Annotated in this window: 19 protein-coding genes and 1 pseudogene; 12 read left to right on the forward strand and 8 right to left on the reverse strand. The window is 69.0% G+C overall.

Translation table 11 applies throughout. The features are described from left to right. Window positions 1-8: 8 nt before the first annotated feature. Window positions 9-1853, forward strand: coding sequence for an AMP-dependent synthetase/ligase (locus V9G19_RS17665; RefSeq protein ID WP_462286731.1), 1845 nt, complete (start codon window positions 9-11; stop codon window positions 1851-1853). 4 nt (window positions 1854-1857) lie between these two features. Here the strand turns inward: V9G19_RS17665 and V9G19_RS17670 are convergent, their stop codons facing one another. The 5 genes from V9G19_RS17670 to V9G19_RS17690 all read right to left on the reverse strand — a co-directional run bounded on the left by V9G19_RS17670 (window position 1858) and on the right by V9G19_RS17690 (window position 7923). Continuing rightward, window positions 1858-2892 (reverse strand): dihydroorotate dehydrogenase-like protein, encoded by a 1035-nt coding sequence (locus V9G19_RS17670; RefSeq protein ID WP_462286732.1) that lies wholly within the window; start codon window positions 2890-2892, stop codon window positions 1858-1860. Continuing rightward, a complete protein-coding gene (nifJ, locus tag V9G19_RS17675) occupies window positions 2892-5549 on the reverse strand; it encodes a pyruvate:ferredoxin (flavodoxin) oxidoreductase (protein WP_462286914.1) in 2658 nt (885 codons plus the stop codon). Before nifJ ends, V9G19_RS17670 begins: the two co-directional genes overlap by 1 nt. After that, window positions 5486-6517 carry a hypothetical protein gene (locus tag V9G19_RS17680; protein ID WP_462286733.1) on the reverse strand — a complete coding sequence of 344 codons (1032 nt, stop codon included), beginning with the start codon at window positions 6515-6517 and terminating at the stop codon, window positions 5486-5488. The genes nifJ and V9G19_RS17680 overlap by 64 nt, the downstream gene beginning before the upstream one ends. A 144-nt stretch (window positions 6518-6661) precedes the next feature. Next, entirely contained in the window at window positions 6662-7051 is a 390-nt protein-coding gene (locus V9G19_RS17685; RefSeq protein WP_462286734.1) for a hypothetical protein, read from the reverse strand. Window positions 7052-7638: 587 nt separating this feature from the next. Next, the gene (locus V9G19_RS17690) at window positions 7639-7923 is read right to left on the reverse strand and encodes an RNA polymerase sigma factor (protein ID WP_462286735.1); all 285 of its coding nucleotides are present in this window, start codon (window positions 7921-7923) and stop codon (window positions 7639-7641) included. A gap of 73 nt (window positions 7924-7996) precedes the next feature. Here V9G19_RS17690 and V9G19_RS17695 point away from each other — a divergent pair, with 73 nt between their 5' ends. The 3 genes from V9G19_RS17695 (at window position 7997) to V9G19_RS17705 (ending at window position 12055) form a co-directional block, all read left to right on the forward strand. Beyond that, entirely contained in the window at window positions 7997-9946 is a 1950-nt protein-coding gene (locus V9G19_RS17695; RefSeq protein ID WP_462286736.1) for a TIGR03960 family B12-binding radical SAM protein, read from the forward strand. Between the two features lie 67 nt (window positions 9947-10013). After that, complete coding sequence (locus V9G19_RS17700) at window positions 10014-11075, forward strand: potassium channel family protein (RefSeq protein ID WP_462286737.1); 1062 nt, start codon at window positions 10014-10016, stop codon at window positions 11073-11075. A gap of 29 nt (window positions 11076-11104) precedes the next feature. Beyond that, entirely contained in the window at window positions 11105-12055 is a 951-nt protein-coding gene (locus V9G19_RS17705) for an acyl-CoA thioesterase (RefSeq protein WP_462286738.1), read from the forward strand. A 55-nt stretch (window positions 12056-12110) separates the two neighbouring features. Here the strand turns inward: V9G19_RS17705 and V9G19_RS17710 are convergent, their stop codons facing one another. Together V9G19_RS17710 and V9G19_RS17715 are read right to left on the reverse strand one after the other, a co-directional pair. Beyond that, on the reverse strand, window positions 12111-12890 hold the full coding sequence (locus V9G19_RS17710) for a hypothetical protein (protein ID WP_462286739.1): 780 nt from the start codon (window positions 12888-12890) through the stop codon (window positions 12111-12113). 70 nt (window positions 12891-12960) lie between these two features. Next, window positions 12961-14331, reverse strand: a complete 1371-nt coding sequence (locus V9G19_RS17715; RefSeq protein ID WP_462286740.1) for a transaminase — start codon at window positions 14329-14331, stop codon at window positions 12961-12963. A gap of 49 nt (window positions 14332-14380) precedes the next feature. Here V9G19_RS17715 and V9G19_RS17720 point away from each other — a divergent pair, with 49 nt between their 5' ends. From V9G19_RS17720 to V9G19_RS17755, 8 genes and pseudogenes are all read left to right on the forward strand, one after another. Then, complete coding sequence (locus V9G19_RS17720; protein WP_462286741.1) at window positions 14381-15643, forward strand: MFS transporter; 1263 nt, start codon at window positions 14381-14383, stop codon at window positions 15641-15643. A gap of 2 nt (window positions 15644-15645) precedes the next feature. Further along, the gene (locus V9G19_RS17725; RefSeq protein WP_462286742.1) at window positions 15646-16398 is read left to right on the forward strand and encodes a TIGR03936 family radical SAM-associated protein; all 753 of its coding nucleotides are present in this window, start codon (window positions 15646-15648) and stop codon (window positions 16396-16398) included. Window positions 16399-16533: 135 nt separating this feature from the next. Next, window positions 16534-19404: an Rne/Rng family ribonuclease gene (locus V9G19_RS17730; RefSeq protein ID WP_462286743.1), complete on the forward strand. Its 2871-nt coding sequence runs from the start codon at window positions 16534-16536 to the stop codon at window positions 19402-19404. Window positions 19405-19555: 151 nt separating this feature from the next. Then, window positions 19556-19864, forward strand: coding sequence for a 50S ribosomal protein L21 (rplU, locus tag V9G19_RS17735; protein WP_462286915.1), 309 nt, complete (start codon window positions 19556-19558; stop codon window positions 19862-19864). 45 nt (window positions 19865-19909) lie between these two features. Next, a complete protein-coding gene (gene rpmA, locus V9G19_RS17740; RefSeq protein WP_462286744.1) occupies window positions 19910-20176 on the forward strand; it encodes a 50S ribosomal protein L27 in 267 nt (88 codons plus the stop codon). Between the two features lie 107 nt (window positions 20177-20283). After that, window positions 20284-21805 (forward strand): annotated as a pseudogene (gene obgE, locus V9G19_RS17745) (GTPase ObgE). Continuing rightward, the gene (proB, locus tag V9G19_RS17750; protein WP_462286745.1) at window positions 21802-22947 is read left to right on the forward strand and encodes a glutamate 5-kinase; all 1146 of its coding nucleotides are present in this window, start codon (window positions 21802-21804) and stop codon (window positions 22945-22947) included. The pseudogene obgE and the gene proB overlap by 4 nt, the downstream one beginning before the upstream one ends. Window positions 22948-22957: 10 nt before the next feature. Next, on the forward strand, window positions 22958-23722 hold the full coding sequence (locus V9G19_RS17755) for an alpha/beta hydrolase (protein WP_462286746.1): 765 nt from the start codon (window positions 22958-22960) through the stop codon (window positions 23720-23722). Window position 23723: 1 nt separating this feature from the next. Here the strand turns inward: V9G19_RS17755 and V9G19_RS17760 are convergent, their stop codons facing one another. Next, window positions 23724-25145 carry an MFS transporter gene (locus V9G19_RS17760; protein ID WP_462286747.1) on the reverse strand — a complete coding sequence of 474 codons (1422 nt, stop codon included), beginning with the start codon at window positions 25143-25145 and terminating at the stop codon, window positions 23724-23726. Between the last annotated feature and the right edge of the window lie 57 nt (window positions 25146-25202).

A 25202-nucleotide genomic window follows, 5' to 3' on the forward strand; every position in this document is an offset into this window, starting at 1 on the left:
GGCCACCGATGCCCGCCACGATTCACAGCCCGACCGACGAAGACATCGATACCGCGGCCTTGGCCGATTGCGCGGTCAGCGTCGGACACCTTTTCCGCGAACGCGTCGCCAAGAGCGCCGACAAACACGCCTACTCCTATCCGCAGGGCGACGACTACGCCAAGGTGACCTGGAGTGAGGTCAAGGAACGGGTCTACGACCTGGCTGCGGGCCTGGTCAGCCTGGATGTCGAGCCCGAGGACCGGGTCGCGATCGCGTCCGGCACCCGCTATGAATGGGCGCTGGCCGACCTGGCCAACATGTGCGCGGCCGCCGCGACAACGACGATCTATCCGAGCAGCATCGCCGACGACGTCGCCTATATCCTCGCCGACTCCGGCAGCGTCGTGGTCTTCGCCGAAGATGACGCCCAGGTCGAAAAGCTGCGCGGCATCCGCGAGCACATCCCCGAGGTGCGCGCGGTGGTGGTCTTCGACGGGGAAGGCGACGGCGACTGGGTGCTCACGCTGACCGAGCTCGCCGAGCGTGGACAGGAGCTGCTCGCGCGGGCACCGGGCACGGTCGACGCCCGGATCGACGGCATCACGTCCGACCAATTGGCAACGATCATCTACACCTCGGGCACCACCGGTCGCCCCAAGGGGGTGCGCCTGCTGCACGAGGCGTGGATCTTCGAGGGGGCCTCGATTCAGTCGATCAGGATCCTGTCCGAGAAGGATCTGCAGTATCTCTGGCTCCCGTTGGCCCACGTCTTCGGCAAGCTGCTGCTGACCATGCCCATGCAGATCGGCTTCCCCACGGTCATCGACGGCCGGATCGACAAGATCGTCGAGAACCTCCCCAAGGTGCAACCGACGTTCATGGCCGCGGTGCCGCGGATCTTCGAGAAGGTCCACGGCCGGATCTCGCTGATGATGGAGGAGGAGGGCGGGGTCAAGAAGGCGCTCTTCGACTGGGCGACCGGAGTCGGATCCCGGGTCGCCGACGCGAAGCTGGCGGGAAAGAGCCCCGGACTGCTGCTCTCGGCGCAACACGCCGTGGCCGACCGGCTGGTGCTGTCCACGGTCCGGGGCCGCTTCGGCGGCAAGATGCGCTTCTTCATCTCCGGCTCGGCGGCACTCAACCCCGACGTCGCCAAATGGTTCTACAGCGTCGGCCTGCTCATCGCCGAGGGTTATGGCCTCACCGAGACCAGCGCGGCGTCCTATGTCAACCGTCCGGTCGCCCACCGGATCGGGACCGTGGGCTGGGCGCTGCCGGGGATGGAGACCAAGATCGCCGATGACGGCGAGGTGCTGCTGCGCGGCCCGGGCGTCATGGCCGGCTACCACAACAACCCCGAGGCGACCAGCGAGGTGATCGACGCGGAGGGCTGGTTCCACACCGGCGATATCGGCGAACTCGACGATCGGGGCTTCCTGAAGATCACCGACCGCAAGAAGGACCTGTTCAAGACCTCCAACGGCAAGTATGTTGCTCCCTCGCTGGTCGAGTCCCACTTCAAGGGCCTGTGCCCGTATGTCAGTCAGATCCTGGTGCACGGCAATGACCGCAAGTTCGTCAGCGCGTTGATCACCCTCGACCCCGAAGGAATCACCGGGTGGGCCGAGCACAACGACCTCGGTGGCAAGTCCTATGCGGAGGTCGTCTCCTCACCGCAGGCACACGACATGGTCCAGGGCTACGTCGACCAGCTCAACGCCGGGCTGAACAGCTGGGAGCAGGTTAAGAAGTTCGTCATCCTGGGCGCCGACCTGACGGTCGAGAGCGGGGAGCTGACCCCGAGCCTGAAGCTGAAGCGCAAGGTCGTCACCGATCACTACAAGAGCGACCTCGACGCGCTCTACTCGTGAGGCGTTAGGGCATCGCGGTCTGGGTGCCGAATGAGGTGAGCACCTCAATGTACTGGCTGCGCTCGAACGCCGAGGGGTCCTCGACGTTGACCGCCGACAGCGATCCCCGGGCCTGGTCGACGCCGGTGTAGTCTCGCTCGGCCAGCCAGCTGCGGACGCCGGCCAGCATCGCGGTGATTGCCTGGGGCCCGTCCTGCAGCACCGCCGAGGCGGTGCAGGCGACATTCGCGCCGACCAGGATGGCCTTGATGACGTCATCCGGCCCGTGCACACCCGACGTCGCCGCCAGGGACACCTGCGGCAGTTGCCCCCGCAAGATCGCCAGCCAGCGCAGCGGCAGCCGCAGGGCCACCGACGATGACAAGGTTGCGCTGGGCTCGACGTGCAGCGACTCCAGGTCGATGTCGGGGGCATAGAAGCGGTTGAAGACGACCAGCCCGTCGACCCCGGCAGCGGCGACTTGCCCCGCGAAGTGAGCGAGCGAGGAGAAGTATGGGGACAGTTTCACCGCCAGCGGCACCGACACGTTCTCGCGGACTTCGCCGATGACGTCGAGGTAGCGAGTTTCCACGTCGGCGGCGCTTTCTGCCGGGTTGGCGGCCACGGCATACAGGTTGAGTTCCAGCGCGTCGGCGCCGGCGTCGACGAACAGCTGCGCATAGCGCTGCCAGGACCCGGTGTGCACGGCGTTCAGGCTGGCGATGACCGGCACCGACAACGCCTGCTTGGCCTGCTCCAGACGGCGCAGGTGCCGTTCCGAGCCGAGGTCGGGCAACGTCATCTCGGGCATCATGTCGGTGAACTCGGCATCGAATCCCGCGGTCTGCTCGACCGACTCGTGGAAGGCCATCTCCTCGGCGATCACCTCTTCTTCGAACATCGAGGGCAGCACCACCGCGGCGGCGCCGGCCCGCTCCAACTCCTTGAGGGTCTCGATCTCGCGGGTCAGCGGGCTGGACGAGGCGATGACCGGCCCGGTGAGCGGCAACCCGAGGTAGGTGGTGGCCAGCACCGGGCCCTCACCGCCGCCGGCGCTCATCAGCGTTCCCCACCGGTCGTGGCGCCGGACGGTGCCGACCCCTGGTCGTCCGGATCGCTCTCATCGGGCGCCGGCGGATGCGCCACCGACCGTTCGACGCCGGCAGCCTGCTCGTAGAAGTGCCAGCGTTCGTCGGCGTCGGCCTGGGCCATGGCCATCAGGTGGGCCGCGCGATCGGGGTGGGAACGGGTCAGCATCGAGAAGCGGGTTTCGGCCATCATGAAGTCCTTGACCTTGGTCGTCGGGGCCTTGCTGTCCAGGTGGAGCGGGTGGGCATGTTCGTCCTCGCTCGGTCGATACCGATAGAGCGGCCAGTAGCCGCTGGAGACCGCCGCCTTTTGATGGGTCATCGACGTGGACATCTCGATTCCGTGGGCGATACACGTCGAATAGGCGATCAGGATGGACGGGCCGTCCCAGGCCTGGGCTTCCAGCATCGCCCGAATGGCCTGCTGCTCGTTGGCGCCGATCGCCAGCTGGCCGACATAGACGTTGCCGTAGGCCTGGGCGAGCAAGCCGAGATCCTTCTTGGGGCCGCCCTTACCGGACATCGCGAACTTCGCCGATGCCCCGCGTGGCGTGGCCTTGGACGCCTGACCGCCGGTGTTGGAATAGGCCTCGGTGTCCAAGACCAGGATGTTGACATTGCGGCCCGAAGCCAACACGTGGTCAAGGCCGCCGTAGCCGATGTCGTAGGCCCAGCCATCGCCGCCGATGATCCAGATGCTCTTGTCCACGAGTTCGTCCGCGAGGACGGTGAGCTGGTTGACCCGGGCGTCAGCCTCTGCCAGCCCGCGCAGGACACCTTTCAACTGTTCGACCCGGGCGCGCTGCTCGGCGATGCCGGTTTCGGTGCTCATGTCCGCCGTCAACAGCGCGTCGGCCAGCTCGCCGCCGATCTCGTCGCGCAGCTCGGTGAGATAGCGACGCGCCTCGCCGTTCTGCGCCTCCCACGCCAGCCGCATCCCGAGCCCGAACTCGGCGTTGTCCTCGAACAGGGAGTTCGACCAGGCCGGCCCGCGCCCGTCCGGGTTGACCGCGTACGGCGTCGTCGGCAGGTTGCCGCCGTAGATCGACGAGCAGCCGGTCGCGTTGGCGATCACCATCCGATCGCCGAACAACGCGGTCAGCGTCTTGATGTAGGGGGTTTCCCCGCACCCGGAGCACGCCCCGGAGAACTCGAACAGCGGCTGCAGCTGCGCAACGCCCTTGACCTGGTCGTGCCGGACCGCGTCCCTGGGCACCTCGGGTATGCCGAGGAAGAAGCCGAAGCGCTCTCGCTCGACGTCACGGTGATCTTGGACCGGCTCCATGTTGATCGACTTGTGCTTGAACTCCTCCTTGCTGCGAGCCGGGCAGACGTCGACGCAGATGCCGCATCCGGTGCAGTCGTCGGGTGCCACTTGCACGGTCAGCCGGTGGCCCTTGAGCCGGCGGTCGTTGTAGTTCTTGTGTTTGAACCCGTCGGGCGCCCCGGCCAGGTCGGATTCGGGGAAGACCTTGATCCGGATCGCCGCGTGCGGGCAGGTGATCGCGCATTTGCCGCAGTCGATGCAGATGCTCTCGTCCCAGATCGGGATCTCCGCGGCGATCTCGCGTTTCTCCCACGTGGTCGTGCCGGTGGGGAAGGTGCCGTCGACGGGCAGCGCGCTGACCGGCAGCAGCTCGCCTTCGCCGCGCATCATCGTGGCCGTCACCCGGGCGACGAAGTCGGGAGCCGTCTTTGGCAGCGGCGGCATCCGGTGCGCCGCGCCGTCGGCCTGGGCAGGCACCGGTAGTTCGGCCAACTGGGCTACGGCGGCATCGATGGCCGTGAAGTTGCGTTCGACCACCACCCGGCCACGCTTGCCATAGCTGCTCTCGACCGACTTCTTGATCTTGTCGACCGCTTCGGCCTGGGGCACCACGCCGGAGAGATAGAAGAAGCACGGCTGCATCACGGTGTTGATCCGGTTGCCCAGGCCGGCGTCCCGGGCGACCGCGGCCGCATCGATGACGAAGGTGCGCAGTTGCTTGTCGATGATCTCCTGCTGGACCTCCCGAGGCAGGTGCTCCCAGACCCGGTCGGGCGGATAGGGCGCGTTGAGCAGGAGGGTGGAGCCGGGCTTGGCAGCGTCCAGTACCCGCATCTGGGTCAGGATGTGGAATTGGTGGACGGCCGTGAAGTCGGCCTGTTGGACGAGATAGCTGGACGTGATCGGGTCGTCGCCGAAGCGCAGGTGCGAGACGGTGATCGCGCCGGACTTCTTGGAGTCGTAGACGAAGTAGCCCTGGGCGTAGCGTCCTTCATCGCCGATGATTTTGACCGAGGACTTGTTCGCGCCCACGGTGCCGTCGGCGCCCAAGCCATAGAACACCGCGGTGAGCGCCTGCGTGGGCACCATGTAGGCAGGGTCGTAGTCGAGCGAGAGGTGGGTGACGTCGTCGGTGATGCCGACCGTGAACCGGGGCCGGGGCGCGTCCTTGGCCAGTTCATCCAGCACGCCTTTGGCCATCGCCGGGGTGAACTCCTTGCTGGAGAGCCCATAGCGGCCGCCGATCACCCGCACCTGGCCGCCGAACCGGGCCGGGCCGTGCTCCATGACCGCGGTCATCACGTCCAGGTGCAGCGGCTCGGCCGGAGCGCCGGGCTCCTTGGTGCGATCGAGGACCGCGATCGCGGTGACCGTCCGGGAAGGGCGGCGATCAGCTCGCGGGCGGGGAAGGGGCGGTAGAGCCGCACGGTCAACACGCCGACCTTCTCACCCTCGCCGACCTGCTGCGCGACGGTCTGCTGCATCGCGCCGACGCCCGAGCCCATCATGATCACGACCCGCTCGGCGTCCTCCGCTCCCTGATAGGCGACCACGTCATAGGCGCGTCCGGTGAGCTGCTCGACCTCGCGCATGACGTCGGCGACGATCCCTGGGACGGCGTCGTAGAACGGATTGCACGCCTCGCGCGCCTGGAAGAACACGTCGGGGTTTTGGGCCGACCCGCGCAGCGAGGGCGCATCCGGGGTCAGGCCCCGGGCCCGGTGGGCGAGCACGTCGTCTTCCCGGATCAGGGCGCGGATGTCGGCGTCGCTGAGCGTCGCGATCTTGTTGACCTCGTGGCTGGTGCGGAAGCCGTCGAAGAAGTGCAGGAAGGGGACCCGGGATCGCAGTGTGGCCGCGTGCGCGACCAGCGCGAAGTCCTGAGCCTCCTGCACGCTGGCCGAGCACAACATCGCCCAGCCGGTCATCCGCGCACTCATGACGTCCTGGTGATCGCCGAAAATGCTCAACGCGTGTGTGGCCAGAGTGCGGGCCGCGACGTGCAGCACGGTGGGGGTGAGTTCGCCGGCGATCTTGTACATGTTCGGCAGCATCAACAACAGACCTTGGGAGGCCGTGAACGTGCAGCCGAGGGCGCCCTTGGTGACGGCGCCGTGCAGCGCGCCGGCGGCGCCGCCCTCGGATTGCATCTCGATCACCTCCGGGACGGCGCCCCAAATGTTGCGGCGCCCGATGGCCGACCAGGCATCGGCGAATTCGCCCATCGGGGATGCCGGGGTGATCGGATAGATCGCGATGACTTCGCTGACTGCGTGGGCGACGCGTGCCGCCGCTTCGTTGCCGTCGACGACGGCCCAGCTGTGTTCCATGAGTGGTCCTCCGCGAATCGTGCTCGGACACTGACTGTGGAAATGTGCTGGGACCATCCAACTCCCTCCCCGCCGCCTCGTGTCAACGCCTTGGGCACCGGATAGTTCGCGGAGCGCGCCGAGACACCGAGGTGCTGTCTGCCGCTACCGGCGGACGAGCCTCGTGCGCCCATCCGCGAGGAGGAGTTCATAAGTGTTCATTCCTGGATCGACGCCGGGGTCGGCCGGCCACCAGGCGATGAACTTGTGGCCGACCATCAGGGCGGGGTGACGGCCGTCGGAGGTGCGGACCGCCACCGCACGAGCGTCGGCGTCGGCGAAGCCCTCGACCGCTCGGACCTGCCAGGTGGTCTTGCCAGCACCGGTCGTGTCGTCGCCATACACGCCACCGGAGACCTCGCCGATGTCGTCCGCGGCGACGGCCTCATCGTCCCGCGGGACCGTCCCGAGGGGCCCCCAGGCGGCGGCGGCTCGGTCATCGAGCAGCGCCGCGTCCGAGAAGACGCAGAACCCGGCCCGGTCGACCTCGCCCACGAGGACGAAGATGAGCTCGGCGCGCTTCTCGACGGCGATCGCCGGGGCGGGCGGGGATCGGGGGCTCCTCCCGGCTCGTGGCGAACCGGGTCGTGCAGGCTGCCCGGCTGTTTTCCGCGGCCGCGCCGGTCAGCACGTGCGGATCGAAACCCGGCGGATAAGTCCCCGACGTCGACTTCGGAGCAAACAGATATGGGCGGGCGTGCGTCGTCCGAGCACCGTCGGCCCGCGTAACGCTCAAGGTCACCGGGCCATCCAACTCGGCGCGGGTGCCGTCGACAAGCCAAGCGAACAAGCGCTGCCCCAGCAGCATGGCGGGCAGTCGCCGCCCGGTTGCGGTTGTGACCGTCACCGCGCGCACATCGGCGCTGACGACCCCATCCAGCTCGACGATGGCAGCGACGGCTGAGCCGGGCGTGCGGGGCAGGGGCGAATCGGTCATCGCGAAGAGGCTACTGCCTGCCGGGGGCCGATCGGCAGCCGCCAATCGGTGGCCAGATCGATCGATCGCACCGCCATCGGTCCGTGCGGATCGGTCAGGCTCGACTCGGCCAGGACACACCGCCCGGTCACGCCGAGGTCGCTCCTCACGAGTGCCCAAATCCAGCCACCCTGCCGTTGTCCGGCGAGGAATTCCGGCGGCGTCGTCGGCCGCGGGCATCGCCGCGCAGGATGTTGCGGGCCACACCGAAGAGCCATGGCCGGGGGTCGTCGGCCGGGATGTCCCGCAGCCGGCGCCAGGCAACGGCATAGACCTCCGCGGCGATATCGTGCCCGTCGTGATCGCCGACGCGCCGCCTCGCGAAGGCGAGCACGTCGGCGTAGGTCGCCGCATAGAGCGTGCGGAAACGCTCCTCGGCGGTCGGCTCCATACCCCCAACTGTCCGGCATGGCCCGGGACATAACGCTTTCGGTGATTTCGGCTGCGGCAACTATCCTTGGCCGATGCCCGGAGAGTCCCTGTTCGCCGACCTCGAGCCGCTGCTGGAGCGGGTGCGCAAACCGATCCAGTATGTCGGCGGCGAACTCAACTCCACCGTCAAGGACTGGGACTGCGCCGGTCGGGGGCCGCAGGGAGAGGAGCTGACCGTCCGGTGGGCGCTGATGTATCCCGACGCCTACGAGATCGGGCTACCCAACCAGGGCGTGATGATCCTCTACGAGGTGATCAACGAGCGGGACGACGCGCTCGCCGAGCGGACGTATGCCGTGTGGCCGGACCTGGAGGAGCAACTGCGCGCGGCCGGCATGCCGCAGTTCACCGTCGACGGCCATCGCGCGATCGGTGACTTCGACGTCTTCGGCATCTCCTTCTCCACCGAGCTCGGCTACACCAACTTCCTCAACGCTCTCGACCTGGCCCGGATCCCGGTGCACGCCACCGATCGCGGCGAGGACGACCCGATCGTGCTGGTCGGCGGGCACGCCGCCTTCAACCCCGAGCCGATCGCCGACTTCGTCGACGCGGCCGTCGTCGGCGACGGCGAGCAGGCGGTCGTGATGATCACCGACGAGATCGCCGAGTGGAAGGCCACGGGACGTCCGGGTGGCCGCCTGGAGCTGCTGCGCCGTCTCGCCGAGACCGGCTCGGTCTATGTCCCTTCGTTCTATGCCGTCACCTACCTGCCCGACGGCCGCATCCAACGGGTCGCCCCGAACGATCAGGCCGCCCCCTGGCGGGTCACCAAGCACACCGTCATGGACCTCGACGCGTGGCCCTATCCCAAAGCGCCGCTGGTCCCCACCGCCGAGGCGGTCCACGAGCGGATGAGCGTGGAGATCTTCCGCGGCTGCACCCGCGGCTGCCGCTTCTGCCAGGCCGGGATGATCACCCGACCGGTCCGCGAACGGTCGATCACCGGCATCGGCGAGATGGTCGAACGCGGTTTGGCCGCAACGGGATTCGAGGAGGTGGGTCTGCTCTCCCTGAGCTCCGCCGATCACTCCGAGATCGCGCCGCTCACCAAGGGCCTCGCGGATCGGTATGCCGCACAACAAGTCGGCCTGTCCCTCCCGAGCACGCGGGTGGACGCCTTCAATATCGATCTCGCCAATGAGCTGACCCGCAACGGCCGCCGCTCCGGCCTGACCTTCGCGCCCGAGGGGGGCAGCGAGCGGATGCGCCGGGTGATCAACAAGATGGTCACCGAGCAGGATCTCATCGACACCGTGGCCGCGGCATACGGAGCCGGGTGGCGGCAGGTCAAGCTCTATTTCATGTGCGGCCTGCCCACCGAGACCGACGAGGACGTCCTCCAGATCGCCGACCTCGCCAAGAAGGTGATCGAGACCGGTCGGAAGGCCAGTGGGCGCAAGGACATTCGCTGCACGGTGAGCATCGGCGGGTTTGTGCCGAAGCCGCATACGCCCTTCCAGTGGGCCGCCCAACTCGGCGCCGAGGAGACCGACGCGCGCCTCGCGAAGCTGCGCGAGGCGATCCGCGCCGACCGCCGCTTCGCGAGCAGCATCGGGTTCCGCTATCACGACGGGCAGCCCGGGATCATCGAGGGCCTCCTCAGCCGCGGCGACCGCCGCGTCGGTGGTGTCATCGAGAAGGTCTGGCGCGACGGCGGCCGCTTCGACGGCTGGCGCGAGTACTTCTCGTATGACGCCTGGGTCGCCGCCTGCGCGGACGTGTTGCCGCAGTTCGGGGTCGATCTGGACTGGTACACCACGCGCGAGCGTGGTCAGGCCGAAGTCCTCCCGTGGGATCACATCGACTCCGGCCTGGACAAGGACTGGCTGTGGTCCGACTGGCAGGACGCCCTGTCCGAGCACGAACAGGACGACTGCCGTTGGACCCCCTGCTTCGACTGTGGCGTCTGCCCGCAGCTCGGCACCCACATCCAGATCGGCCCGACCGGCACGCAGCTCCTCCCGCTGACCGTCGTCTGACCCGCAGCCGGCGCCGCCATGCTCGGGGGCCCTGTCGACGCTGGTCACCGCGTGGGAGGATGCGCCCGTGACACGGCCGTCAGAGAGCTATCGGCGCCGCATGCTGCTCTCCGGGGTCCCGGAGGGAGCGGATGCCCTTCGGCGGCTCGTGATCGCGGTGATCGGACTGCTCGGCGTCACCGTCTTTGGGACGGTCGGCTACATGCTGATCGCGGGCCTCAACTTCGTCGAGGCGCTGTACCAAACCGTGTTCACCGTTGCGACCGTGGGCTATTCGGAGCTCTACGAGCGCACTGCTCCGGTCGAGGTCTTCACGATCCTATTGATCGTGCTCGGCGTGGGAACGGTGCTCTACAACCTCGGAGTCCTCGTCGAGGCGGTCACCGAAGGACACCTGCGCGAATACTTGTGGAGGCGCAAGATGGACCAGTCGATCGCCGAGTTCACGGACCACATCATCATCTGCGGTCATGGCCGGGTCGGGAAGGCCGCGATCGAGAACCTGCTCGACCTGGGCCACCAGGTCGTCGTCATCGACAGCGACATGGTGCATCTCGAGGATGCCGTCGTGCCGTTTCTCGTCGGAGATGCGTCGGACGATGAGGTGCTGCGGGCGGCGGGCATCGAGCGGGCTCGGGCGCTGATCTGCGCCCTGGACACCGACGCGGCGACAACCTACGCGACCTTGTCTGCGCGTGCTCTGCGACCGGACCTGGTGATCATCAGCCGGGCCCGGACCATCGACAGCAAGACGAAACTCGTTCTCGCGGGCGCGACTCGCGCGGTCAATCCCCAACTCATCGGCGGCCGCCGGATGGCCAGTTTTGCCCTGTATGCCGATGTTGCCGAGTTCCTCGATGAGGTCATGCACGACGATGACCTCGAACACCGCATTGAGGGCGTCCGGTTGCCGACCCATTCCCCACTGGTCGGATGGACCGTCGGCCAGGTCGACGTCTCAGAGGTGAGTGGCGCAACGCTGCTCGCGGTGCGCAAGCCGCGCAAGGGTGAGTTCATTCCCACCCCCCGGCCCGACCTCCGGCTCGACCCCGGCGCTACCTTGATCGTGTTCGGAACCCCGGAGCAGGTGGATCGGCTGCGCGAGGCGGCCGGGGTCGTCCCGCACTGACCTGACGCTCCCGGTGCAAGGATGAGCGGATGACGAGCGTTCCCGGTGCCGGTATCCACGAGGCGATCACCCTACGCTTCCTCGCTGCCCCGACCGACGCCGGTCAGTCTGGATCGGTCTCCGCGGGAAGGGTTTTGGAGTGGATCGACAAGGCCGGGTATGCCGCTGCGGCGCGCTGGAGCGGCACCTACTCCGTGACCGCATACGTCGGCAATGTGCGCTTCAGCCGCCCGGTTGAAGTGGGTGATCTCGTTGAGGTGACCGCGCGGGTGGTGCGCACCGGCCGCTCCTCGATGGACATCATGGTCGAGGCGTTCAGCGGGCCGCCGTCGAGCGGTGATCTCGCGGCAGCGACGCATTGCCTCATGGTCTTCGTCTCGGTCGACGGCTCTGGCCGCTCCCAACCGGTTGCGAGCCTGCGGCCCAACGGCGAGGCGGCCAGGTTGTTGGCGGATTGGGCCAACCAGCGCGCGGAGGTGCGCCGCGATGTCGAGGAGGCGATGAAGAGCACGGTCTTCAGCGAGGCGGGGACCGCCCCGCGGATCACCATGCGCTTCCTCGCCGCCCCGACCGACGTGAACTGGGGCGGCAAGGTCCACGGGGGGATCGTGATGCGCTGGATCGACGAGGCCGCCCATGTGCTGGCCACCTCGTGGACGTCGGACGCCCACAATGTCGCGATCTTCACCGGCGGGGTCCGCTTCTACCGCCCGCTGCGGATCGGGCATCTCGTCGAGGTCGAGGCGCGGCTGCTGCATACGGGGCGAACCTCGATGCACATCGGCGTCCACGTCCGATCCGGCGACCCCGCGACCGGTGAGCTGGAGCTGACGACCTACTGCCGCACTGTCTTTGTGACCATCGACGCGGATCGCAAGGCCGTGCCGGTCACCCCGTGGGTTCCGGTCACGGACGAGGATCGTGCCCTCGACGCGCACGCGGTCGAACTCGTGGAGATCCGAGCCCGCCACGGCAACTGATCGGCACGTGCCGACCGGCTCCTCCCGAGGCGGGCTCGGGTCTTCGCGCGACTCGTCACGGCCTCTGCGCCGCCGCGGACGAGGGGCTAGGGTCCGGCTGCGACGGGCGACCGCCGATGAAGTCGGCCCACCACAGGTGCAGCGGGCCCCACCGCTCGTCGAACTTGGTCTCGCGGGCTGCGGCCCGCGCGATCTTGGCGCTCGAATAGAAGCGTCGCGCCCACGGTGAACGCGGCCGCGCCAGGCGGACTGCACCGGCCCAGGCCAGCGGGCTGAGGAAGATGCCGAGCAGGGCCGTCGGGTACTTGCCCTTGAGCGCCGTCACCGCCACGAAGCCCAAATGAGCACCCAGCACGAGCGTCACACGGCCACGCGCAGACGTCGCCACAGCCGGATCCCAGGGCGCTGCGTCGGGGGAGATCCCGACGATGGCCAGCCCGAGACAGGCTGCGCACAGCGTGACGACATAGACCGACAGCTGCCCCTCTTGGGACCAGTAGACATCTTGGAGGTGGAAGATCATCGCGAACTCGTCGAGCACTAGCGAGGCCCCGATCCCGACCAGCGCCGCTCCGATGTAGTTGACCGGCAACCGCCCGTCGGCGCCCACGGCGCAAAAGGCCCCCGTCACGAGCAAGACGATACCCGGGGTCGAGTGGTGCAGGTGCACGCCGCCACTGCTGACGTTGTGGAAGGGGCCCCGTCCGGCCCGGATCAGCCGAGTGACGGTCCGGGTCGTCACGAAGGTAACGACGAAGGCGATGAGCGCCAGGAGGAGCGGCCCCTTCGCGCCGTGCACGATCTCGGTCTGCCACCACCGGTGAAGCCAGCCCACGGCGGCAGGCTAGCTCCCCTGGTGGGGCGGCGCGACTTCGCGGGGACCCCGACCATAAGCAGACAGACCCCTAGGCACGCAGGGCAGCGACGGCCTCACGGAAGGCTTCGGTATGCCGTGCCACATCGGCCGCGGACGTCGCCGGGCACATCAGCGCCATGTTGTGGAATGGCGTCATCAGGATGCCGCGACTGCACATCGCCAGGTGCAGGTAAGCGTCCAACTCCTCGTCGGCCGCGGCAGCCGACTCCTCGCCGCTGCGCGGGGCCGGGGCGGTGAAGCGATACTCGGCGCGAGCGCCCAATTGCGCAATGCTCCAAGGCAATTCGTGCTCATCGATCGCCGCTTGCGCACCCGCAGTGAAGGCCGACGCCAGGGCGATCATGTGGGCGAACGCGTCCTTGGTCAGCACCTCGCCGAGGGTGGCGCGCATCGCCGCGAGTGACAACGCGTTCCCCGCCAACGTCCCGCCGACGCCGCCCACGTCGACGATATCGGCCACACCTGATTCCGTATGCCGCGTAACGGCGTTCGCTACGGCCTCACTCAACCCATAGGCACCGCAAGCAATCCCACCGCCGATCGACTTGCCGATGACGACGATGTCCGGGCGCAGCCCCCACTCCGTTGTGGCGCCGCCCCACCCTGCGGAAAACGTGTGCGTCTCGTCGATCATCAGCAATGCGCCATACCGACTGGCCAGCTCGCGCAGACCGTCGAGGAAGCCAGGCTCCGGGAGGACGATGCCGATGTTGGTCAACGCCGGCTCGGTCAGGATGGCGGCGATGTCCCCGTGCCGGAGGGCGGCCTCGACCGACGCCAGGTCATTCCACCTCGCCGCCCGCGTGGTCAGGTCCAACGGCACCGGGGGAGCGACATTTCCGGGCCGAGACTCGGTTCCTCCGTGGATCGGATTGGCGAGGGCAAAGGTCTCGTCCACGCTGCCGTGATAGCAGTAGCCGAAGACGAGGACCTTGCCGCGTCCGGTCGCCAGCCGGGCCAGCCGGATCGCCCAGCGGTTGGCGTCGGTGGCCGAGAGCGTGAAGCTCCACAGCGGCATACCGAATCGGGCGGTCAGCTCCTCGCCCACCCACTGCGCGTCGTCGGTGGGGAGCATGGTCGTCGCCCCGCCGAGATCGGCAAACCGACGGGTGACCGCCTTGATCGTCGGCTCGGGGGAGTGGCCGGCCATGGCTCCGGTGTCGCCCAGGGCGAAGTCGACATAGGTGCGGCCATCGACGTCGGTGATCCGGGCGCCGCGCGCGTGGTCCAGATGGAGGGGGAATCCGCCGGCCCACATGTTCATCCAGGTCATCGGGACGCGGCCTAAGAGATTGCTCGCTCCCGCATAGAGTTCGCGGGAGCGGGGGTGGGTCGCGGCATACCTCTCCTGCTCGGTCCTGAGAAGGGCAGCCAGTCGGGAGCGATCCACGGCGATCATGGCTGTGAAGGATAGGGCGAGCGCCGTCGAGCCGGGAAAGGAGGAGGCCGTGCCGAATCCTCGCTCGACGAGCGTGCAGGCTGCCTACCCACCCCTGGCCATGGCCCTGCTCGCGATTGTGGCCGTCGCCCTCACGCTGCGTGGCCCGATCGTGGCGATCACCCCGGTCCTGGGTCAGGTTGCCGCCGACCTCGGTCTCGGCGCCGGTGCCGCCGGGCTGCTCGGAACGCTTCCGGTGCTGGCGTTTGCGGTGTGCTCTCCGCCCGCGGCCGTGGTTATCCGCAAGGTGGGGCCCGAGGTCGCCGTCGTGCTGACCCTCACGGGGATCTTCGTCAGCCAACTCGTGCGCGCAATCCCCACGCCGACGACGGTCTTTGCTGGCACGATGGCACTCGGCGTGGCGATCACCCTCGGGAACATCGTGGTCCCCGTGCTGATCCATCGCGACGTCGCTCCCCCTCGGGTCGCCATGGTGACCGGGCTCTATGCGGCTGTGCTCAACGTCGGATCCTTGGCGACCGTGCTGGCCACGGCCCCGCTCGCGAACGCGTTGGGGTGGCCTTGGGCGTTGGCGTCGTGGTCGGCCCTGGCCGCGGCGGCGGGCGTCATCTGCGTCCTGGTGCAACGGCGCCCGGCCACGCCCGCCCACCCGCGGGCGTCACGCACCGAGTCAACCCACCCGGATGGCCCGACTGCCGCGCCGGCGGAGGTGAGGGCATCCCCATCGCGACCGGCGCTGCGAATCCGGGCAACCTGGCTGCTCTCGCTGGCTTTCACCGTGCAGGCTTTCTCCTATTTCGGGTTCACGACGTGGCTGCCCACCTATTTGAGCGACGCCACGGGGTCCGCGCCGGCGGCGGCGGGGGCCCTCGCGGCCAGCTTCCAGGCGTGGGGGATCGCCGGAGGGTTCTTGGTGCCCGCCTTGATCCGCACGATCGGCCTGCGCGGCGCCGCACTGAGCGTCGGGCTGATGTGGACGAGTCTGTCGGTGGGGACGCTCGGCGCCCCGGGCCTCATCGGCATGTGGCTCGTGCTTGGTGGGATGGCGCAATCCGGAGGATTCATCGTCATCTTCAGCGCCGTCGCGGTAGCGGCGCGGGATTCGCGGGAGGCCGCGGGCATGTCGGCGATCGTGCAGGCGTGCGGCTACGTGGTCGCCACCTTGTCGGGGCCGGTGATCGGTGCGCTGCGCGAACTCTCGGGCGGGTGGCAGCTGCCGATGACGACCCTGATTGGCGCGACCGTGCTGTTCACGCTGCTAGCGACGATGGCAACGACCCATGTGCATCGAGCGGCCGACTATCCTGCCTGACGATGGCTGGCCCACGAACCTCCGGACCCCCTCCCGCGCCGCCGGTACAGCGGTTGCGGATCCGCTACGCCCGCCGTGGCCGGATGCGGTTCTCGTCCACGAGGGATTTCGCGCGCGCCCTCGAGCGCGCACTGCGGCGCGCGCAGGTGCCGATGGCGTTCAGCGCGGGCTTTCACCCGCATCCGCGGGTCTCGTATGCCGGGGGCGCGCCCACCGGAATGGCCTCCGAAGCCGAATACCTGGAAGTCGCGCTGACCCGTGAGTGCGACCCGGACCAGGTCCGAGTCGACCTCGACGCGGCCTTGCCAGACGGGCTCGACGTGCTGGACGTCGTGGTGGCCGGGCCGAGCAGCCTGAACGAGCTGCTCCAGGCGAGCGTCTGGGAGGTCGCGTTCGCCGGACTCGATGCCGCCGTCCTCACCGCCGCCCTCGAACGACTGCGCTCCCAGCCCGAGGCGCTGGTGACCCGGATGTTCAAGTCGGGCGAAAAGACCTTCGACGTGCTGCCGGCGCTGTTGCGCGCCGACATGGTTCCCGGGCCGGGGTGTGCGATACTTCAGCTGGTCGTGCGGCACACCACGCCTGCCGTACGCCCCGACGACGTCTTGTCAGCGTTGCACGCGGTGGCCGCTCTACCGGCCACGAGCCCTCCGAGGGTGACTCGGCTGGCCCAGGGACCCTGGGACGCCGACACCGCCCGGGTGGCCGACCCGCTGGCCACGGACGCCGCCGCCGCGAGCGGTGCCGCGCCTTAGCGCGAGCCGGTCCGCGGAGCCTCAAGCTTCCGTGGTCGCCTGTGACCACGACCCGCACCGTGCGGCACGCGGCAGGTCGGGCCCCCTCTCCGGGGCTGGCGCGGCGGCACGCCGGGTGCCCAGGAAGGCCCGTCAATGCCCGATCGTTCCGACTCCGGCTCCACTGAAACACCCGGCGCTGAAACACCCGGCGCTGAAACACCCGGCGCAGAGCCCGGCCACGAGGACGCCGAACACGACGACGCCGGGCAGCCCAGCGAGCAGGCGTCCGGCCGGCCGGACCGTCCGGCCAAGCGGAAGCCGCGGACGGCCCGAGTCACGACCCCCAAGCGCCGCCGGTCCGTGCACTCGTCGGCCGCGGACGCGGGGACGGACCTGGCGCTCTTCACCCCGGAGGAGTCCGGGACAGACCAGGGCGACGCCGCGGCGGGCGATAGCGAGGGCGCACCGGAGCAGACCAGTGCCGACTCGCTCGACCGCGCACCGCGTGACGACTCCACCGCCGAGGCAACCGAGGACGGCGACGAGGACGGTGACGCCGACTCCGTGGACCAGGACGACCCAGCGGCGCCGGCGCCCTTCGCCGCTGCGTTCGGGTTGCTCTTCCAAGCGCCGCAGGCGCCGACGCGGCGGGCCTCGCGCCCGGCGCGTGCGCCCGAGATTTCTCACGAGGAGGGCGAGGGCGTCCCCGACGAGATCGATGATCGGGCGAGCGCGCAACCGCCGAAGGAGGCGGCGACCGAGGACGGCCAGCCCGACGACAGCGATGCGACCACCGGCCGAACCCGCCGCCGCCGCGGCGGGCGCGGACGACGTGCCCGCACCGAGGGCGAGGACGCGCCGTCGGAGCCGGACGCGGATACCGTCGCTGACGAGGCGGCGCCCGAGCCGGTGGAGGGGGCCGAGAGCCCCGAGCCGGAGGATTCTTCGACCGGGGCCCGTCGTCGTCGCCGCCGGCGCCGCTCGGGAGCCGCGGGCGAGGAAGACGACCCGCCGGGAACCGTCACCAAGGTCCGCGAGTCGCGCCGGGATCGCGACGAGCCGCAGTCGATCAAGGGGTCGACCCGGCTGGAGGCCAAGAAGCTGCGCCGCCGGGAGGGGCGCGAGGCCGGTCGGCGCCGCACGATCATCACCGAGAAGGAGTTCCTCGCCCGCCGCGAAAGCGTCGAACGCACCATGGTCGTGCGCCGGATCGACGGGCGCACCCAGATCGCCGTTCTCGAGGACGGCATCCTCGTCGAGCACTACGTCTCCCGGACGACCAATGCTTCGATCGCGGGCAATGTCTATCTCGGCCGGGTGCAAAACGTGCTCCCGTCGATGGAGGCCGCCTTCGTTGACATCGGCCGCGGCCGCAACGCGGTCCTGTATGCCGGTGAGGTCAACTGGGACAGCGGCAACCTCGGCGGCGGCGAGGCGCGGCGCATCGAGAACGTGCTCAGCTCCGGTGAGTCGGTTCTGGTCCAGGTCACCAAGGACCCGATCGGGCACAAGGGCGCCCGGCTGACCTCCCAGATCTCCCTTCCCGGCCGCTACTTGGTCTATGTGCCCGAGGGCAAGATGACCGGCATTTCCCGCAAACTGCCCGACACCGAGCGGACCCGGTTGAAGTCGATCCTGCGCGAGGTCGTGCCGGCGGATGCGGGCGTCATCGTGCGCACCGCCGCCGAGGGCGCCAGCGAGGAGGAGTTGCGGCGCGACGTCGAACGTCTCGCCCGCGCGTGGGAGAAGATCTCCGCCGCGTCGGCCAAGGCCAGCAAGAAGAAGGCCGGCTCCGGCGGCGCGCCGAGCCTGCTGTATGCCGAGCCCGACCTGACCGTCCGCGTCATCCGCGACGTCTTCAACGAGGATTTCGCCTCCCTCGTCATCGCCGGCGAGGAGGTGTGGCAGGAGATCAGCGGCTACGTCCAGGACGTCGCCCCGGATCTCGCCGGCCGGATGTCGAAGTGGACGAGCGAGCAGGACATCTTTGCCGCCCATCGCGTCGATGAGCAGCTGGCCAAGGCGCTCGACCGCAAGGTCTATCTGCCCTCGGGTGGTTCGCTCGTCATTGACCGCACCGAGGCGATGACTGTGATCGACGTCAACACCGGCCGCTTTGTCGGCTCCGGCGGCAACCTCGAAGAGACCGTCACCAAGAACAACCTCGAGGCCGCCGAGGAGATCGTGCGGCAGCTGCGGCTGCGCGACATGGGCGGGATCATTGTCATCGACTTCATCGACATGGTCCTGGAGTCCAACCGCGAGCTGGTCGTCCGCCGCCTCCTGGAATGCCTCGGCCGGGACCGCACCAAGCACCAGGTCGCCGAGGTCACCTCGCTCGGCCTGGTCCAGATGACCCGCAAGCGAGTCGCCTCGGGCCTGCTGGAGGTCTTCTCGGAGACATGCGATCACTGCGAGGGCCGCGGGGTCATCGTGCACGCGATGCCGGTCGATAAGTCGGCGGGGACGAGTGGGGGCGAGCAGGCTGCCCCGGCGGGTCGCGGCCGCCGCACTCGGGCCGCCGAGCCCGAACCCGCCGAACCGGTAACACCCAAGGGCCCAACCGCTGCCCAGATCGCCGCCGCCGCCCACGCGGCGGCCATCAAGAGCCTGAATCGGGTCGAGCTTCCCGTTGCCGAGGCTGAGGAAATCTCCGACGTCGACCTGCCGCCGGAGCAGGCCGCGCCGCTCGGCCCGGGAGCCGCCGAGTCTGCCAGCGGCGAGCAGCCGGCTAGCGACCTGGCCACGGGAGACTCGGGAGCGACGGTCGACTCCGCCGTGGCAGACCCAGCTGACCACCCAGCTGACCACCCTGCTGGCAGCGCGGATGTGCCCACCAACGCGTCCCCGGCCGATGCCGCAGATCCCGATGCCGCAGATCCCGATGACGCAGATCCCGAGGCCGCCGAGCACGCCCAGGACAAGGGGGGTGAGCCTAGCCGCGGCCGGGGTCGTCGACGCCGGGGCCGGGCGACCGCACCGGCCGGCCCACCACCGGCCCCAGCCGACCCGAACCCGTTCTGACCTGGTGTCGCGTGTTGTGGTTTGATTCCCCCCGCTCGCCAACGGTACGATGGGCAGTCGGTGCGCCCACCGAGTCGATGTCCCACGCGGGGTAGCGATCGGCCGGTTCCCCAGTGTGCGTGCCCCCATGGCAGAGGAAGTGAGTTTCAACGTGTATGCGATCGTTCGCGCTGGTGGCCGCCAGGAAAAGGTGTCCGTCGGCGATGTGCTGCTCATCGACAAGGTGTCGGCGCAGGCCGGCGACAGGGTCGACCTCAAGCCACTGCTGCTCGTCGACGGGTCCACCGTGACCTCCGACGCCGCCAAGCTGGCCTCGGTGTCGGTGACGGCCGAGGTCGTCGGCCCGGCCAAGGGCCCCAAGATCACGATCATGAAGTTCAAGAACAAGACCGGTTACCGCAAGCGTCAGGGCCACCGCCAGCACCTGACCCAGGTCAAGATCACCGCGATCGACGCCTGAGCCGCCGAGCACCGACGACGAGCACTGACAAGGGACTGATCACAGATGGCACATAAGAAGGGCGCGTCCTCGACCCGCAACGGTCGCGACTCCAACGCGCAGCGGCTCGGCGTCAAGCGCTACGGCGGTCAGCTCGTCGGCGGCGGCGAGATCATCGTCCGCCAGCGGGGCACCCACTTCCACCCCGGTGACAATGTCGGCCGCGGCGGCGACGACACGCTGTTCGCGTTGACCGCGGGCACCGTCGAGTTCGGTACCAAGCGCGGGCGCCGCGTCGTCAGCATTGTCCCGGTGGCCGCGGCCGCCGAGTGACCTCGCGGGCGTGTGCCGCACGGCATACGTCCTCCCGGTGAATGGGGCGGGCCGATCGGCTCGCCCCTTCGTCGCGTTGCCGCCCGACCAATAAGGAGGTATGCCGCATGGCCGGCTTCGTCGACCGCGTCGTCCTCCACGCCAGCGCCGGCAACGGCGGCCACGGGGTCGCCTCGATCCGGCGGGAAAAGTTCAAGCCGCTCGGCGGACCCGACGGCGGCAACGGCGGCAACGGCGGGGACGTCATCCTCGCCGTCGACCCGCAATCGACGACGTTGATTGACTACCACCGCAGCCCGCACCAAAGCGCCGGCAACGGCCGCCCGGGCGCCGGCGACGAACGCGACGGCGCCAACGGCGCCGACCTCATCCTGCCCGTCCCCGACGGCACCGTCGTCACCGACCTGGCCGGTGAGCTGATCGCCGACCTCGTCGGTGCCGGTTGCGTCGGTGACGATCGCCCGGGGCGGGCGCGGCGGTCTCGGCAACAAGGCGCTGGCCTCACCCCGTCGCAAGGCGCCCGGGTTCGCGCTGCTCGGCGAGCCGGGCGAGTCCCGCGACGTTGTCTTGGAGCTGAAGTCGCTCGCCGACGTCGCGCTGATCGGCTTCCCCTCGGCGGGCAAGTCCTCGCTGGTCTCGGTCATCTCGGCGGCGCGCCCCAAGATCGCGGATTATCCGTTCACGACGCTGGTGCCCAACCTCGGCGTCGTCACTGCGGGGGAGATGCGCTTCACCGTCGCCGACGTGCCCGGGCTGATTCCGGGCGCCAGTGAGGGCCGTGGCCTCGGCCTGGAATTCCTGCGCCACGTCGAGCGCTGCTCGGTGCTCGTCCATGTCATCGATTGCGCGACGCTGGAGCCGGGACGCGACCCGCTCACCGACGTGGACGTCATCGAGGAGGAACTCGCGGCATACCTGCCGACCGGCAGCCTCGGCGGGCGGCCACTGTCGGACCGGCTCCGCATGGTGGTGCTCAACAAGGCCGACGTCCCCGAGGCCCGCGACCTCGCCGAGCTGGTCGCCCCCGAGCTGCGGGCCCGCGGCCTGGAGGTCCACATCGTCTCGGCGGTGGCCCACACCGGGCTGCGGGAGCTGACCTTCGCCATGGCGCGCGCCGTGGAGGCGGCGCGCGCGGACCTGTCGGCCGAGGTGGTCCGTCAGCGAATCGTCATCCGCCCCAAGGCGGCCGACGAGGTGGGCTTCGAGGTCGTTCCCGAGGTCGAGGGTGGCGAGCGGATCTTCCGCGTCGTCGGCGACCGCACGACCCGCTGGATCCGCCAGACCGACTTCAGCAACGACGAGGCGGTCGGCTACCTCGCCGACCGGCTGCAGCGGGCCGGGGTCGAGGACGCGTTGCTGGCCGCCGGCGCCGTGGCCGGATCGACCGTCCTGATCGGGCCGGCCGACGACGCGGTCGTCTTCGACTGGGAGCCGACCATGGTCGGCGGCGCCGAGCTGCTCGGCGGGCGCGGCACCGATGCCCGTTTCGAGGACCGCCACCGGCGCACCAACGCCGAGCGCCGCCGCGACTTCCACGCCCGCAAGGACGCCCAGAGCGCCGCCCGCGAGGAGCTGGCCGCCGAGCGCCGCGCCGGGCACTGGGACGATCCCGCGGTGGACCACGAATGACCCTGATCGACGTCGACGCCGGGCAGGCCCGTGCCCGCCTGGCCGGGGCGGGCCCGGTCGTGATCAAGGTCGGCTCGTCCTCGCTCACCACCGACGAGGGCCGGCGCCTCGACGAGGCCAAGCTGGACGCCCTCGTCCGCGTGCTCGCCGAGCGCCGGCTGCGCGGGGCGCCGGTCGTGCTCGTCTCCTCCGGCGCGATTGCCGCCGGCATCGGTCCGCTCGGCCTGACCCGGCGCCCACGCGACCTCGCGACCCAGCAGGCCGCGGCCTCGGTAGGACAAGGCGCTCTGCTCGCGGCCTACACGCGGGCGTTCGCGGCATACGGACTGACCGTCGGGCAGGTGTTGCTGACCGCCGACGACGTCACCCGGCGCTCGCACTACACCAACGCCCGCCGCACCCTCGAGCGGCTCCTCGACATCGGGATCGTCCCGATCGTCAACGAAAACGACACCGTCGCGACCCACGAGATCCGCTTCGGCGACAACGACCGGCTCGCGGCGCTGGTCGCGCACCTGGTCAAACCGCAGGCGCTGTTGCTGCTGACCGACGTCGACGCGCTGTATGACGCGCCCCCCGGTTCTGCGGCGGCCCAACGGATTCCGGTGATCCGCTCGGCGCGCGACCTGGAGTCGGTGCGGATCGGTGGGACCGGCTCGAGCATCGGTTCCGGGGGGATGGCCACCAAGGTCGAGGCCGCGGCGATCGCCAACTCGGCGGGGATTCTCGCTCTATTGTGCGCGGCCGAGTCGGTCGGTCCGGCGCTTGCCGGCGACGACGTCGGCACCGTCTTCCTCCCGCACGCGGTCGGTCGGGGTTCCCGCAAGCTGTGGATTGCCCACGCCACCACACCGCGCGGCGTGCTGACCGTCGACGCCGGTGCCGTCCGTGCGCTGGTCGACCGCGGCAAGTCGCTGCTGCCCGCCGGAATCACCGGTGTCGCAGGCGTTTTCGTCGACGGCGACGCCGTGGATGTCGCCGGACCGGATGGCGCCATCGTCGCGCGCGGGCTGGTCAGCTACGACGCCGGCGAACTGCCCAAGGTGATGGGCCGCTCGACCAAGGAACTCGCCCGGGACCTCGGCCGCGAATATGAGCGGGAGGTCATCCACCGCGACAACCTCGTCATCCGCGAAGGCTAGCATCGAGCGTATGGCGCAGCTGACGTGCGAGTTCTTCTCCGAGGCCCTGCAGATGGGCACCTCGATCCGGGTGATCCTCCCGCAGCATACGCAGCAGCAGGTCGGAGTCGTCGAAAAGCCGATGCGCGAGACCGACTTCCCCGTGCTCTACCTGCTGCACGGGCTGTCCGACAACCATAGCGCGTGGACGCGCTACACCTCGATCGAGCGGTATGCCGACGAGGCTGGCCTCGCGGTCGTCATGCCGGCCGTGGGGCGCAGCTTCTACACCAACGAAGCCCACGGCCACCGCTACTGGGATTTCATCAGCGACGAACTGCCCACCGTGGTGCGCAACTTCTTCCGGGTCTCGACGGCGCGCGCGGACACCTTCGTCGCGGGCCTGTCGATGGGCGGCTACGGCACGCTCAAGCTCGTCGGTCATTTCCCGGACCGGTATGCCGCCGCGGCCTCCCTGTCCGGGGTCGTCGACCTGGCGATCCTCGACGTCGAACCCGACGAGCGGGAGGTGATCGGGCGGGTATTCGGCGGCACGCTGGGGCCGGACGTCGACGTGCGGGCGGGGCTTGACGGCATACCCGCCGACAAGCTGCCCGACCTGCACATCAGCTGCGGCCTCGAGGACATGCTGATCGACCAAAACCGCGACTTCGTCGCCCGCCTGCAGCAGCGCGGCGTGAACGTCACCGCCCGTTTTGTTCCTGGTGATCACGAATGGTCGTTGTGGGACAGCATGATCCGCGAAGTAATCGACTGGTTGCCGATCCAGGCATAAATCAGCTCGCTGGCGCCGTGACGCCACGCTCACGCTCGTAGTCGGCCAGTTCGGCTTCGTAAAGCTTCAAGTGCTGGGCGCGGCCGCGGTTCATCCCGAGAACGCCGAGCACGATCACCGCCGCCAAGGCGAAGGGGGCGAGGAGGAAACCGCTGTCATAGGACTTCTCCTGCGCGTTGTAGAACAATCCCCAGATTGGCGCACCCAAGGCCATTCCCAACACGTATGCCGATCCGGTCACCGACCAGATCTTGCCGAACGCCTTCTGGCCGACCGCGGTCGCCGTGAGCAACGGTGGCTCGACGGTGCCATTGGACATGCCCGCGGACATGAACAGCATGGCGATCAGCGGCAGCCACACGCCAACCGAGTTCCCCATCGAGGCATAGCGGGGGAGGAAGAGGAAGAAGGCGGCCTGCATTCCGAGGGTGATCGTCATCGCGATCAGCACGCCGAATTTGTCGTTGAGCACGCCGAGGGTCGGTTTGAGGACGAGCAGCCCGAGGGTCCACACCATCATCGCGGTCGAATACATCGTCACGGCCTTGCCCATGCCGTCCGGGACGGGGCTGGTCCATTGGGCCGTCAGATAAGGCGCCATGATCTGCGCAGCGCCGTGGACGATGCCGAGCAGCACGCTTGCGGAAAAGACCAGCCACAGCCACGGGCTGCGCATCGCCTGCGGGAAGGTGAATCCGGCCACTGGTTTGGCCAGGTCGGTGGCGGCCGCCATCGATCCGGGGCTCGGTGCGCCGAGCGGGGTCAGCCCGACCTGAGAGGGGCGCTCGATCGCGAGAAAGAGGGTTGCCGGGATCGTCAGCCCGAGAACGACAACCGCCATCACGAGATAACCGAAGCGATAGGCGTCCGGGTCGTAGGTTGCTGCGTCGGCCGGGTTGCCGCCGATGCCGGGGACGATGAACGACCACAGGATCCCGCCGAGCCCGGTGCCCCCGGTGACCAGCCCGACGACCAGGCCCTTTCGGGCGACGAACCAGTTGTTGACCCAAACGATCGGCACCAGCTGATAGCTGATGCCGTAGCCGAGGCCCATGACGATGCCCGCGACATACAGCATGACCGGTGTGGTGGCCTGCCAAAAGATCACCAGCGCCGCGGCGACAATTGACGCGCCGATGATCATCAGCCATTTCGTCCCCAGCTTAGGCAGCATGGGCCCACCGATGAACATCATCGAGGCGACGATCGAGAGCATCAGCAGCGTGAAATACAGCAGGATCGAGCCCTGCGCGACGTTCTGCTCCGACCCGGGCCCCATCTTCAAGAAGATGTAGGGGTGGAAGAAGGACAAGCCGGACAGCGGCACCGAGCCAGCGATCATACAGATCAGCGCCCCGGACGCCACGATCCAGTGACGCACGTGTGAGGTATTGATGGTCGTCTCAGCAGGCAGTGCGGTCATGGGGGCCTCCTTCGGCTCACCGTAGCGCCGCCCGCGGGCTGCCGCCACCGATGGCGC

It is taken from the genome of Nostocoides sp., from assembly GCF_037045025.1.
GTDB lineage: Bacteria > Actinomycetota > Actinomycetes > Actinomycetales > Dermatophilaceae > Nostocoides_A.

Coding starts and splice junctions, on each gene's coding strand:
- V9G19_RS17665 (WP_462286731.1), top strand. CDS start 9: ATGCCCGCCACGATTCACAGCCCGACCGACGAAGACATCGATACCGCG.
- V9G19_RS17670 (WP_462286732.1), bottom strand. CDS start 2,892: ATGAGCGCCGGCGGCGGTGAGGGCCCGGTGCTGGCCACCACCTACCTC.
- V9G19_RS17680 (WP_462286733.1), bottom strand. CDS start 6,517: ATGGAACACAGCTGGGCCGTCGTCGACGGCAACGAAGCGGCGGCACGC.
- V9G19_RS17690 (WP_462286735.1), bottom strand. CDS start 7,923: ATGGAGCCGACCGCCGAGGAGCGTTTCCGCACGCTCTATGCGGCGACC.
- V9G19_RS17695 (WP_462286736.1), top strand. CDS start 7,997: ATGCCCGGAGAGTCCCTGTTCGCCGACCTCGAGCCGCTGCTGGAGCGG.
- V9G19_RS17705 (WP_462286738.1), top strand. CDS start 11,105: ATGACGAGCGTTCCCGGTGCCGGTATCCACGAGGCGATCACCCTACGC.
- V9G19_RS17715 (WP_462286740.1), bottom strand. CDS start 14,331: ATGATCGCCGTGGATCGCTCCCGACTGGCTGCCCTTCTCAGGACCGAG.
- V9G19_RS17725 (WP_462286742.1), top strand. CDS start 15,646: ATGGCTGGCCCACGAACCTCCGGACCCCCTCCCGCGCCGCCGGTACAG.
- V9G19_RS17730 (WP_462286743.1), top strand. CDS start 16,534: ATGCCCGATCGTTCCGACTCCGGCTCCACTGAAACACCCGGCGCTGAA.
- rpmA (WP_462286744.1), top strand. CDS start 19,910: ATGGCACATAAGAAGGGCGCGTCCTCGACCCGCAACGGTCGCGACTCC.
- proB (WP_462286745.1), top strand. CDS start 21,802: ATGACCCTGATCGACGTCGACGCCGGGCAGGCCCGTGCCCGCCTGGCC.
- V9G19_RS17755 (WP_462286746.1), top strand. CDS start 22,958: ATGGCGCAGCTGACGTGCGAGTTCTTCTCCGAGGCCCTGCAGATGGGC.
- V9G19_RS17760 (WP_462286747.1), bottom strand. CDS start 25,145: ATGACCGCACTGCCTGCTGAGACGACCATCAATACCTCACACGTGCGT.